At 66.7% G+C, this 12,451-nt stretch carries 9 protein-coding genes; 6 read left to right on the top strand and 3 right to left on the bottom strand.

Annotated features, from left to right (window positions below; all coding sequences use genetic code 11):
* Nucleotide 1: 1 nt before the first annotated feature.
* On the bottom strand, nucleotides 2-307 hold the full coding sequence (locus DMO17_RS14805; protein WP_110683260.1) for a hypothetical protein: 306 nt from the start codon (nucleotides 305-307) through the stop codon (nucleotides 2-4).
* Nucleotides 308-611: 304 nt separating this feature from the next.
* Between DMO17_RS14805 and DMO17_RS14800 the strand changes: the two genes are divergently transcribed.
* The 6 genes from DMO17_RS14800 to DMO17_RS14775 all read left to right on the top strand — a co-directional run bounded on the left by DMO17_RS14800 (nucleotide 612) and on the right by DMO17_RS14775 (nucleotide 11,099).
* A complete protein-coding gene (locus DMO17_RS14800; protein WP_309146488.1) occupies nucleotides 612-1,106 on the top strand; it encodes an eCIS core domain-containing protein in 495 nt (164 codons plus the stop codon).
* A gap of 59 nt (nucleotides 1,107-1,165) precedes the next feature.
* On the top strand, nucleotides 1,166-2,314 hold the full coding sequence (locus tag DMO17_RS14795) for an acyl-CoA dehydrogenase family protein (RefSeq protein ID WP_110683258.1): 1,149 nt from the start codon (nucleotides 1,166-1,168) through the stop codon (nucleotides 2,312-2,314).
* 72 nt (nucleotides 2,315-2,386) lie between these two features.
* Nucleotides 2,387-3,511 (top strand): HDOD domain-containing protein, encoded by a 1,125-nt coding sequence (locus DMO17_RS14790; RefSeq protein ID WP_110683257.1) that lies wholly within the window; start codon nucleotides 2,387-2,389, stop codon nucleotides 3,509-3,511.
* A 66-nt stretch (nucleotides 3,512-3,577) separates the two neighbouring features.
* Complete coding sequence (locus DMO17_RS14785; RefSeq protein ID WP_110683256.1) at nucleotides 3,578-5,284, top strand: two-component system response regulator; 1,707 nt, start codon at nucleotides 3,578-3,580, stop codon at nucleotides 5,282-5,284.
* A gap of 66 nt (nucleotides 5,285-5,350) precedes the next feature.
* The gene (locus DMO17_RS14780) at nucleotides 5,351-10,162 is read left to right on the top strand and encodes a PAS domain S-box protein (RefSeq protein WP_375538021.1); all 4,812 of its coding nucleotides are present in this window, start codon (nucleotides 5,351-5,353) and stop codon (nucleotides 10,160-10,162) included.
* A 1-nt stretch (nucleotide 10,163) separates the two neighbouring features.
* Nucleotides 10,164-11,099, top strand: coding sequence for a diguanylate cyclase domain-containing protein (locus DMO17_RS14775; protein WP_258371555.1), 936 nt, complete (start codon nucleotides 10,164-10,166; stop codon nucleotides 11,097-11,099).
* Here DMO17_RS14775 and DMO17_RS14770 read toward each other — a convergent pair.
* Nucleotides 11,096-11,644, bottom strand: a complete 549-nt coding sequence (locus DMO17_RS14770; protein ID WP_110683254.1) for an adenine phosphoribosyltransferase — start codon at nucleotides 11,642-11,644, stop codon at nucleotides 11,096-11,098. The genes DMO17_RS14775 and DMO17_RS14770 overlap by 4 nt on opposite strands.
* A 10-nt stretch (nucleotides 11,645-11,654) precedes the next feature.
* Nucleotides 11,655-12,389 (bottom strand): fumarate/nitrate reduction transcriptional regulator Fnr, encoded by a 735-nt coding sequence (gene fnr, locus DMO17_RS14765; RefSeq protein WP_110683253.1) that lies wholly within the window; start codon nucleotides 12,387-12,389, stop codon nucleotides 11,655-11,657.
* Nucleotides 12,390-12,451: the final 62 nt, after the last annotated feature.

The following is a 12,451-nucleotide window of genomic DNA, read 5'->3' as shown; positions in this document are numbered from 1 at the left end:
CTCACTTCAATCCGCTGAAGGCGGGAGCCTTGGCGCGGTAGTGGGCGAGGGCGTCGACGAAGCGCTCCGCCTGCTCACGCTCGGCGATGCAGAACTCACGCAGAGTTTCGCCGCCCGGGCCGCTCAGGCGCACCAGGTAGCCCGGGCCGCGACGGCGCAGCTCGATGCCGTCGAGCGAGCCGAAGTAGATGCGCTCGCGGATGTCCTGCGGCTTGCCGCCGGTTGCATCGCGAAAGCCGAGGTAGTGGCTGTCCAGGTAGGTGGAGGCGGGCACGCCGGGCTGCTGCATGGCCACTTCGGTGATCACCGCATAGGCCTCGCGTTCGGAAATGGCCCGTGGCTAGTAGTCCAGCGTCGTGCAACCCAGCAGCAGGGCGCTCAGGATGATGTGGATGGCGCGCATTTTTCCTCTCCCTGGCAGCGTGTTGGGGATATTCCGGCCTCCGCGCCGGTCATAGCGTCGACCGCCATCCGCTGCCATGATGGCGACCCACCGCCCCCCCGAATGACTCCCTGGAAAATCCGTGATTTCTGCTTCTGTTCGTCGCGCCGCGCTGCTCCTCGTCCTGGGAACGCCGTTCGGCGCTTCTGCCGCCTGCCCGTCGGGGCAGATGGAGATCTGCCTCAGTGGCTGTTTCTGCGTGCCCGATGTCGAGCCGATTCGCGAGCAGGTCCTCGGCTCGGCTGCGGTGACGCTCGAGCGCTGGCTGCTGCAGTCACGCGATACGGCCCTGATGGCTGGGACCCTGCCGATGCCACTGGAGATCCGTGCACGGCTGTCGCCCTATTACGACAGTGATCTGCTCGATACGGTTCGCTACCGCGTCGGCGCGCTCGACGAGCTGGACGTGGCCAGCACCATGCTGCAGAACCCGGACATCAAGGCAGTGACCCTGGTCGATGTGGTGGTGTTCCGCAGCCAGGAGGCTGCCGAGCGCGACACCGGCCTCTGGGCCCACGAGCTGTGGCACGCCAGGCAGTACCGCGAATGGGGCTCGACCGGCTTTGCCCAGCGCTACACCCGTGACTTCGAGGCCGTGGAGAAGCCGGCTTACGACATGCAGATCCGCATCATGCAGGCGCTGATCACGTCCAGGAAGCCATGACTTGAAAACCAAGCAAGCGCTCGGTTAGGGTGGCGGAAACAATAACGGGAGCCACCCGCATGTCCGCCTTCCAGGAATACTTTGACCCATCCCATCAACTGGTCCGTGACTCCGTGCGCCGCTTCATCGAGCGCGAGGTCCTGCCGCACGTGGCGGACTGGGAGGAGGCCGAGGAGTTTCCCCGCGAGCTGTACCGCAAGGCCGGCGCGGCCGGCATCCTCGGCATCGGCTACCCGGAGCAGTACGGTGGCAGCCACGAGGGCGACCTGTTCGCCAAGGTGGCGGCCAGCGAGGAGCTGATGCGCTCCGGCTCCGGCGGCCTGGTCGCCGGCCTCGGCTCGCTGGATATCGGCCTGCCGCCGGTGCTCAAGTGGGCCAGGCCGGCGCTGCGCGAGCGCGTGGTGCCCGAGGTGCTGGCCGGCGAGAAGATCATGGCCCTGGCGGTGACCGAGCCTTCCGGCGGTTCCGACGTGGCCAACCTGAAGACCCGTGCCGTACGTGACGGCGATTACTACCGCGTCACCGGCAGCAAGACCTTCATCACCAGCGGTGTCAGAGCGGACTACTACACAGTGGCGGTGCGCACCGGCGGAGAGGGCTTTGGCGGCGTCAGCCTGCTGCTGATCGAGAAGGGCACCCCCGGCTTCACTGTTGGCCGCTCGCTGAAGAAGATGGGCTGGCGGGCCTCTGACACCGCCGAGTTGTTCTTCGACGATTGCAGGGTGCCGGTGGAGAACCTGATCGGCGCGGAGAACATGGGCTTCGCCTGCATCATGGCCAACTTCCAGAGCGAGCGCCTGAGCCTGGCGCTGATGGCCAACATGACCTCGCAGCTGGCCTTGGAGGAGGCCATGGCCTGGGCCCGCGGGCGCGAGGCCTTCGGCAAGCCGATCGGCAAGTTCCAGGTGCTCAAGCATCGTTTGGCCGAGATGGCCACCCAGCTGGAAGTCTCCCGCGAATTCACCTATCGCCAGGCGGCCAAGATGGCCGCCGGCAAGAGCGTGATCAAGGAGATCTCCATGGCCAAGAACTTCGCCACTGACGTGGCCGACCGCATCACCTACGACGCCGTGCAGATCCTCGGCGGCATGGGCTACATGCGCGAGTCGCTGGTGGAGCGCCTGTACCGTGACAACCGCATCCTCTCCATCGGCGGCGGCTCGCGGGAGATCATGAACGAGATCATCAGCAAGCAGCTGGGGCTCTAGCGCGAGAGTCGCAGGCCGGGGGCGGGGTTAGCGTCTATCGTTGCAGGCAGACTCCGTCACTGAGAGCTGCCCATGCGCGTGATGATCGTGGATGACGACCCCTGGCTGGCCGATCTGCTCAAGCAACTGGTATTCAGTGCCCGCCCGGCCGCTGCCGTCGACTGCTTCGGCGATGCCCAGAGCGCCTTCGATGCCTGGCAGCGCAGCCGCTACCAGCTGGTGCTGGCCGACTGGAACCTGCCGGACGACTCCGGCTTCAGCCTGCTGCAGCGCATCCGCCAGCAGGACAGGGGCACGCCGCTGGTGATGATCACCGGACGCTCCGATCGCGAGAGCGTGCTGTCGGTGCGGCCGCTGGCGATCAGCGCCTACATTACCAAGCCCTTCGACGTGCCCAAGGTCCTGGCCTGCATCGAACAGTTGCTGCCGGAAGACGCCACCCTGCTGGCCACTGCGGTATCCCGCGAGGAACTGCGCGACTACCTGGGGCGCCTCTCGGCGGCCGATCTCGACCTGCCGCTGCTGGCCGGGGTCAAGGAGCGCCTCAAGCTGGCGTGCCAGGGCGTGCCGCTGGATTTCCGCGAGCTCAGCGAGCAATGGCAGCATGATCCGGCGCTCTGCGCCTATCTGATCGCGGCGGCCAACAGCGCCGCCTACGGTAGCGGCGGTCAGGCCTGCGTCAGCCTGCCCGAGGCGCTCAAGCGCCTGGGCGGGCGTACCAGCCTGAACCTGGCCGTGGCCCTGGCGCTGCGGCAAGCCTGTGGCGAGGACGACTCGTTCCCGTCCTTGCTGTTGCGCGAACATCTGGAGGCGGCGGAGCGTCTGGCCGAGCAGGTGGTGATCCTGGCCCGCCAGGCGGGCCTCGACCCTGCACCGCTGCAGGTCGCCGCGCTGCTGCACCGCATGGGCGAGCTCTGCGTGCTGCTGCAGAGCCAGAAGTGGGCCAGCCAGGGCAATAGCCTCGACGACCGCCTGCTCGGCCAGGCCATCGGTGACTTCGCCCAACCGTTCGCCCTCAGCCTGAAGAGCCATTGGGGCTTGCCCATGGCGCTGCGCGAACTGATCGGCGCCGTCTATGCGCTGCCGCAGGTGCAGGTGCGCCGCGAGCAGGTGCTGATGCGCCTGGCGGCGGCGCTGTGCAATGGCGAGTCGGCAGCGACTGTGGAGCGGCTCAGGCGTCTGGCCGGATTCGGTTGAACGGTGGGTGCCTGATGCTGGTCTAGTCTGTGTGGGTAGTCAGAAAGGGACTTCCGGGGAGGCCGTATGGCCGAACACCTGTTCAATGCAGCGCCGGTGATACTGATAGTCGACGACCAGCCGAGCGATGTGCTGATGCTCAGCGAGGCGTTGCGCGACCTCGGTGAGGTGCATGTGGCCAGCGACGGGCGCATGGCGTTGGAGGTGGCACGCTTCTGCAGGCCCGATCTGGTGCTGCTGGATATCCAGATGCCGCAGATGAACGGCTTCGAGATCTGCCGGGCAATGAAGGCCGACCCCAAGCTGTGCGATGCCGCCATCCTGTTCGTCACCTCGCACACCCAGAGCGAGAACGAGATCAAGGCACTCGAATACGGCGGTGTGGACTTCATTCAGAAGCCGCTGAACCTGCCGGTGGCGCGTGCCCATGTGCGGGCGCACCTGAACCTGCGGGCCGAGGCGAAGAAACTGGCCTACTACGACGCCCTGACCGGGCTGCCCAACCGCGTCCTGCTGCAGGACCGCGCCGAACAGGCCCTGCAGAAGGCGCAGCGCGGCCAGGGGCGGGTCGCCATGCTTCTGCTCGATCTGGACAATTTCAAAGGCATCAACGACTCGGTCGGCCATTCGGTCGGCGATGCCGTGCTCAAGGAGGTGGCCAGGCGCTTGAGCGAGAGCTCGCGGGTGATCGATACGGTGAGCCGCCAGGGTGGCGACGAATTCGTCATCCTGTTGCCCGATGTGCAGCGCTTCGAGGCCATCGGCGATTGCGTGGAGCGTCTGCTGGCGACCATCGCCAGGCCGATCGAGCTGGGCGGCAGCCAGTATCGACTGTCGGCCAGCATCGGCATCGGTGTGTTTCCCGACGACAGCACAGACCTCGAGGCGCTTTACCGTCACGCCGACGCGGCCATGTACCAGGCCAAGCAGGATGGTCGTAACCGCTACCGCTTCTTCTCGCAGAACATCGAGAGCAGCACCCGCGCCCGTCACCTGCTGGAAAACCACATGCGCAGCGCCCTGGAGCAGGGCGTGTTCGAGGTCTTCTACCAGACCAAGTTCGATGCCCGGCGACGCCAGATCTGCGGCATGGAGGCGCTGATCCGCTGGCGCAGCGGCGAGGGGGCGCTGGTGTCGCCGGCCGAGTTCATCCCCCTGGCCGAGGAGACCGGGCTGATCGTGCCGATCGGCAAGTACGTGCTGCTGCAGGCCTGTACCGATGCCGGCAGGCTGCAGCGCCTGGGGCTGCCGGCCTGTGTCAGCGTGAACATTTCCGCGGTGCAGTTTCGCGAGGAGTCCTTCCTCGGTATGGTCAAGGGCATCCTCGCGCAGAGCGCCTTGCCGCCCAGCCTGCTGGAGCTGGAGATCACCGAGGGCGTGCTGGCCCACGACATCGCCGCGGCCAGCGCCACCCTCGGCGAGCTGAAGAGCATGGGCGTGCGCATCGCCATCGACGATTTCGGCACCGGTTATTCCAGCCTGTCCTACCTCAAGCGCCTGCCGATCGATGTGCTGAAAATCGATCAGAGCTTCGTCCGCGACATGCTCAGCGACCGCAGCGATGCCGCCATCATCGAGGCGATAGTGCGCCTGGGGCAGGCCCTGGATTTGGAACTGATCGCCGAGGGCGTGGAGAGCCAGGCCCAGGTCGACCGGCTGCTGGAACTGGGCTGCGAACTGATGCAGGGTTACCTGTACTGCCGGCCCATGCCGTTCGCCCAGCTCAGCCAGTATCTCGCGGCCGGCGGCGAGAGCGGTCAGGTTACCCACTGAGGAGTGCGTGTGCCCAATTTCCTGGCTTCGACTTCACAGCGGCTGCGCATCGTCACGACCCTATTGGTGGGCGTCTTGCTCACCGCCCTGGCAGCCGAGTGGCTGCACCGCGCCAATCGCGCGCAGGCGCGCGAGGCGCTGGAGACAGCCGCCGTGCGTACCGCCGACCTGGTGGTCGAACGCTTTCGGCTTTATCAGTACGGTTTGCGTGGTGCGCGCGGCGCTGTACTGGCCAGTGGCGAGCAGGGCATCAGTCGCGAGCTGTTCCGTCGCTACAGCAGCACCCGCGATATCGAGCGGGAATTCCCCGGTGCGCGTGGCTTCGGTTTCATTCGCCGAGTGCCTCGGGCGCAGGAGCCTGCCTTCATCGAGCAGGCCAGGGCCGATGGCAAGGCGGACTTCGCCATTCGCCAGCTGGCGCCGCACGATGGCGAGCGCTTCGTCATCCAGTACATCGAACCGCTGGCCGGCAACCTGCCCGCGGTGGGGCTGGATATCGCCTCCGAGACCAACCGCCGGGAGGCGGCGCTGGCCTCGATGCGTAGCGGCGAGGCGCGCCTGACCGGGCCCATTACCCTGGTTCAGGCCACCGGCAAGCCGCTGCAGTCCTTCCTCATCCTGATGCCGATCTACCGCGATGCGCTGACCCCGGATAGCCCGGCGGAGCGCGAGCGACAGACCTTCGGCTGGAGCTATGCGCCGCTGCTCACCGAGGAGGTGCTAAGGGGCCTGGCCCTGCAGCGCGAAGGGCTGCGCCTGCGTCTGCGCGACATCACCCAGCCGGACCGGCACGAGCCGTTCTACGAGAGCCCCGCGGCCGCCAGTCAGCCGGCGGAGATCATGACCCAGCGCCTGCAGCGCGACATCCATGGGCGCCGCTGGCAGATCGAGCTGGTCGCCTATCCTGCTTTCATCAAGCAGCTGCATCAAACCGCACCGCAGCAGATAGTGTTGATCGGCGCGCTGCTGACCCTGCTGCTGGCGGCCCTGGTCGGGGTGCTCGGAATCAGTCGCCAGCGCCGCCTGCAGATACTGCAGGAGCAGTCGCGCCTGGCGGCCATCGTCGAGAGCTCCAGCGATGGCATCATCGGCCAGGCCCTGGACGGCCGCGTCCTCAGCTGGAACCTGGGAGCGCAGCGCATCCTCGGCCATAGCGCCGAACAGGCCCTGGGCCATACCTTTGCCGAGCTCACGCTACCCGCCGAGCGCGCGGTCGAGGAGGCCGACAACCTGCGCCGGGTGGCCGGCGGCGAGTCGATCCATGATGTCGATACCCAGCTGCTGGGGCGGGACGGCCAGCTGCTGGAACTGTCGCTGTCCTCCTCGCCGATTCGCGATGCGCGCGGCAGGGTGGTCGGCGTGTCCAAGACGGTGCGCGACATCTCCGCGCAGAAGGCCGCCGAGGCGCAGATCCTGCAGCTCAACGCCACTCTGGAGAGCCAGGTCGCCGAGCGTACCCGGGCGCTGCACGAGCTCAATGTGCTGCTGGGCAGCGTTCTCAACTCGGCCTCGCAGGTGTCGATCATCGCCACCGATCCGCAGGGTTTGATCACCGTCTTCAACCGCGGCGCCGAACGCCTGCTCGGCTACCGCGCGCAGGAAATGGTGGGCCTGCAGACCCCGGCGCTGATCCATCTGCCCGAGGAGGTGCAGGCCCACGGCGCCGAGTTGAGTCGGCACTACGGGCAGACCATCGAGGGGTTCCGCGCCTTCGTGCATGTTCCCGAGCAGGAAGGCGTGGAGACCCGCGAGTGGACCTACGTGCGCAAGGACGGTTCGCGCTTCCCGGTCACCCTGGTGGTGACCGCGATGCGCGACGACGACGGCGAGCTGCTCGGCTACCTCGGCATCGCCCTCGACATCACCCAGCGCAAGGCCGCCGAACAACGCCTGGCCGAGAGCCTGGAAACCACTCGGGCGGTGCTGGATACGGCGGTCAATCCGGTGTTCACCCTCGACTTCAGTGGCCTGATTCTCAGCTGCAACCCTGCTGCTCAGCAGACCTTCGGCTACTGTGCCGAGCAAATGCATAGCATGCACTTTGACGAGCTGCTCGAGGCGAAGTCGTTCCAATCCTTCGCAAGTGGTGTCAAGCAATTTTTCAGACAGGGTGATAGCGGCGGGCAGCATGTGCTGGACCTTACCTGTGTGCGCCAGGACGGCTCGGAGTTTCCAGTCCAGTTGTCCATCGGGACTATGCACAGTGCAGGCAAAAGGCGTCTGGTCTGCGTGCTTACCGACCTGACCCAGCAACTGCTGCTGCGCCGCGAAGCCTTGGCGGCACGCGACCAGCTGCTGCTGGCCGCCGAGGTGGCCGAGCTGGGCATCTGGACCTGGACCCTGGCCGACAACCGCCTGCAGTGGAATACGCGGATGTTCGAGCTCTACGATCAGCCCGCGATCCTGGGCGTACGGGGCCAGCTGGGTTACGTGCACTGGCGCGAACGGGTGCACCCGGAGGATGTCCAGGCCACCGAGGCCAAGCTGCAGGCCGCGGTGGCCGGCGAGGCGGTCTACGACCCGATCTTCCGTATCCTCAGGCCGGATGGCCGGGTGCTCTTCATCCAGGCCGGCGCCCAGGTCGAGCGCGACGCCGAGGGCAATCCGCTGAAGGTCACCGGCATCAACCGCGACATCACCGCCCAGCTCGAACTGGAGTCGCGCCTGCGCGAGGCCAAGGAGCAGGCCGACGCCGCCAGCGCGGCCAAGAGTGCCTTCCTGGCCAACATGAGCCACGAGATCCGCACGCCGATGAACGCGGTGCTCGGCATGCTCCAGCTGGTGCAGGCCACCGAGCTCAATCCGCGCCAGCTGGACTACGTGGAGAAGGCCCACGGCGCGGCGCAGTCGCTGCTCGGCCTGCTCAACGACATTCTCGACTACTCGAAGATCGAAGCCGGCAAGCTGCAGCTCGACCTGCATCGTTTCGAGCTCGAGCCGCTGCTACGCGACCTGGCGGTGGTGCTGGCCGGCAACCAGGGGGAGAAGGACATCGAGGTGATGTTCGACCTGGATGCCGAGCTGCCCAGCGCGTTGATCGGTGACAGCCTGCGGCTGCAGCAGGTGCTGATCAACCTGGCCGGCAATGCCCTCAAGTTCACCCAGCAGGGCCAGGTGGTGGTCAGCCTGCGCCAGCTGCGGCGCGATGCCCAGCGGGTCGCCCTGCGCGTGGCGGTGAGCGATACCGGCATCGGCATCAGCGCCGAGCAGCTGAGCCGCATCTTCGACGGCTTCACCCAGGCCGAGGCCTCGACCACGCGGCGTTTCGGCGGTACCGGGCTGGGATTGGTGATCTGCAAGCGCCTGATCGAGCTGATGGGCGGCGAGCTGCGGGTGGAGAGCCAGGTCGGCGAGGGCAGTCGCTTCTGGTTCGATATCGAGCTGGAGGTGGCCGAACAGGCCAGTCTGCGCTCGGCCTGCAGCGCCCTGGATGCCAACCTGCGCCTGCTGATCGCCGATGACAACGCGGTAGCCGGCGAGCTGTTGTTGCGCACCGCTGCCTCTCTGGGTTGGCAGGCCGAGTGGGTGGCGGGCGGGCAGCAAGCACTCGCACGCATCGACGAGTCGCTCGCGCAGGGGCAACCCTTCGATCTGGTCCTGATGGACTGGCGCATGCCCGACCTGGACGGACTCTCTGCGGCCCACATGATCGGTGAGCGCGCCAGCGACGGAGACATGCCGCTGGTGGTGATGATCACCGCCCACGGTCGCGAGGTGCTCGCCGACCGTTATCAGGAGGGACGGGCGCCGTTTTCCGGCTTCCTGACCAAGCCGGTCACCCCGCAGCAGCTGGCCGCCGCGGTGCAGCGCGCGCTGGACGGCCAGCAGGCCGTCGCGGCTGCGGCACCCCGCGTAGTGTCACAGCGCCTCGCCGGGCTGCGCCTGCTGGTGGTGGAGGACAACATGCTCAATCGCCAGGTGGCTGCCGAGCTGCTGGCCGGCGAGGGAGCCGAGGTCAGCCTGGCCGAAGGCGGCCTGGAGGGCGTCGAGCGGGTCCGTCGCGAACAGCCGCCCTTCGATGCCGTGCTGATGGATATCCAGATGCCGGATATCGATGGTCTGGAAGCCACCCGGCGCATTCGCCAGCTGGCGGCCGGCCTCGACCTGCCGATCATCGCCATGACCGCCAATGCTTCCCGTACCGACCGCGAGGCCTGTCTGGCGGCGGGCATGAACGACCACGTGGGCAAGCCCATTGACCTGCAGCAGCTGGTGGCGACCCTGCTGCAATGGACCGGCCGCGGCACGGCGCTTGTCCCGGCGGACCGCGCGGCGCAGACGGCAGGCCTGGTCGAGGGCGAAAGCTCGATTGTCGCGCGCTTCGGCGGCAACCTCGACCTGCTGCGCAGGGTGCTGCAGAACTTTCAGCCGGAACTGGGCAAACAGCTCGAGCGTCTGCATGAGCTGGCCGCGCGTGGCGAGCTGCAGGGTGTGCTGCTGCTGTTGCACACGCTCAAGGGCAGTGCCGGCACCATGGGTGCCAGCGCCTTTGCTGCACGGGTCGCCAGCCTGGAGCAACAGCTCAAGCAGGCGGACACCGAAGAGGCTGCAGGCCTGCTGGCGCAGCTGGACTGGCACGAACTGGAAGTACTGCTGCAACAAAGTGTCGACGCCTTGCAGCGCCTGTTCGCCGCGGCCGAGCCCGATAAGCTCGAACCCCTGCCGATGGAGAGCTGGCGCAGCGCCCTGCGCGAGCTGTGCGGTCTGCTGGAGCGTGGTGACCTGCAGGCCATCGAGCAGGCAGAGGCCCTCGGCAGGCGTGCGCCAGCGGTTCTGCAGCCGGCCTTTGGGGCATTTCTTCAGGCCGTCGAGGCGCTAGACTTCAACAAGGCCCTGGCACTGGGGCGTGATCTGCTTGACCTGGCCCCGGGAGGCTGACTTGGAAGCATGGCTCGACCCGCGCCTGGGGCGCCCGAAACTGCTGCTGGTGGACGACCAGCCGATGAACATCCGGGTATTGCACCAGCTGTTTCGTTACGAATGCGATGTACACATGGCCACTGGGGGCGAGCAGGCCATCGAAGTGTGCAAGGCGCTGTTGCCGGATCTGATCCTGCTCGACGTGGTGATGGAGGGCATGGATGGCCATGAGGTGTGCCGGCGCCTGAAGGCCGACCCGCTGACCCAGGACATCCCGATCATCTTCCTCAGCGCCAACGGCGAGGAGGACGACGAGGCCATCGGCCTGGAGCTGGGCGCGGTGGACTACATCGGCAAGCCGTTCAATCCGACGATAGTGCGGGCACGGGTCAAGACCCATCTGACCCTCAAGCTGCAGAGCGACTACCTGCGCTCCATGGCCATGCTCGATGGGCTCACCGGCGTCGCCAACCGGCGCAAGCTGGAGAGTCGCCTGGAGGCGGCCTGGAGCCATGCCTGTCGGGAAGGTGGGCCTCTGTCACTGATCATGATCGACGTCGATCACTTCAAGAAATACAACGACCACTACGGTCACCAGAGCGGCGACCAGTGCCTGCGCCGTCTGGCCATCGCCCTGGCTGCCACGCTGAATCGCCCCTACGACCTGCTGGCACGTTATGGCGGCGAGGAGTTCGCCTGTCTGCTGCCGGATACCGACCTGGCCGGAGCCGAACGGGTCGCGCAGAAGATGCTGGCGGCGGTCGCCGAGCTGCACATCGAGCACCTGGCTTCGGAGGTCGGGCCGCAGGTCAGCCTGTCGCTGGGAGCCGCCACCGTGCTGGCCTCGGCCGAGCGGGATGCACAGGATCTGCTGCGTTTCGCCGACGAGCAGCTGTATCTGGCCAAGAGCAGCGGGCGGGCGCGTCTGTGCGCGCGCTTCTATGGGGGCTCTTAGCGCTCGCTGAGCTCGAAGGCGGTCAGGGTGAAGGTCGGAATGCCGGCATCCTGCAGTTTCTGCGAGCCGCCCAGTTCGGGCAGGTCGATGATTGCCGCAGCTTCGTGGACCTGCGCGCCGAGGCGCCGGACCAGGCGCGCGGCTGCCAGCAGGGTGCCGCCGGTGGCGATCAGGTCATCGAAGATCAATACCCGGTCACCTTCGCACAGGCTGTCGCTGTGCACCTCCAGCAGTGCCTCGCCGTACTCGGTCTGGTAGCTTTCGGAGAGCACGTCGGCCGGCAGCTTGCCCTGCTTGCGGAACAGGATCAGCGGCTTGTTGAGTTCGTAGGCGATCACCGAGCCGATCAGGAAGCCGCGCGCATCCATGGCCGCCACATGGCTGAAGTCGGCCTCGACATAACGCTGGATGAAGCTGTCGGCGACCATGCGCTGGGCACGCGGCGACTGGAACAGCGGAGTGATGTCGCGGAATACCACGCCGGGCTTGGGGAAGTCCGGCACCGGGCGGATCAGCGACTTGATGTCGAATTCGTCGAAGATCATCGCGCTGTCCTCAGTCCGGCATGTTGCCGCCGGCCAGGGCGCACAGCTCGATGGGGTCGAGGATATGCACTTCCTTGCCTTCGGCTTCGATCAGGCCGTTCTGCTGGAAGCGGGTGAACACGCGCGACACCGTTTCCACGGCCAGTCCCAGGTAGTTGCCCACCTCGTTGCGCGACATGGCCAGGCGGAACTGGTTGGCGGAGAAGCCGCGGGCGCGGAAGCGCGCGGAGAGATTGACCAGGAAGGTGGCGATGCGCTCGTCGGCGGTCTTCTTCGACAGCAGCAGCATCATCTGCTGGTCGTCGCGGATCTCCCGGCTCATCACCCGCATCAGCTGGCGGCGCAGCTGTGGCAGTTGCACAGCCAACTCGTCCAGGCGCTCGAAGGGAATCTCGCACACCGAGGTGGTTTCCAGCGCTTGCGCCGACACCGGGTAGAGTTCGCTGTCCACGCCGGACAGGCCGACCAGTTCGCTGGGCAGGTGGAAGCCGGTAATCTGCTCCTCGCCGGCATCGCTCAGGGTGAAGGTCTTCAGCGCGCCGGCACGCACGGCGAACACCGAGTCGAAGGCATCGCCCTGGCGGAACAGGAATTCGCCCTTCTTCAGCGGCCGGCCGCGCTTGACGATGCGGTCCAGCGCGTCCATGTCCTCCAGGTTCAGCGACAGCGGCAGGCACAGCGCCGCCAGGCTGCAGTCCTTGCAATGGGCCTGGTGCGAGCTGTGCACCTTGATGGTTTCTGACATCGAGAAGTCCCTGAGTGGAGAACACACACAAAGATGAAGGTTAACCCATGGGCCACCGCCCA

Origin of the sequence: Aquipseudomonas alcaligenes (assembly GCF_003205495.1) — a bacterium.
GTDB lineage: Bacteria > Pseudomonadota > Gammaproteobacteria > Pseudomonadales > Pseudomonadaceae > Aquipseudomonas > Aquipseudomonas alcaligenes_B.
This window is presented reverse-complemented; position numbering and strand designations above follow the sequence as displayed.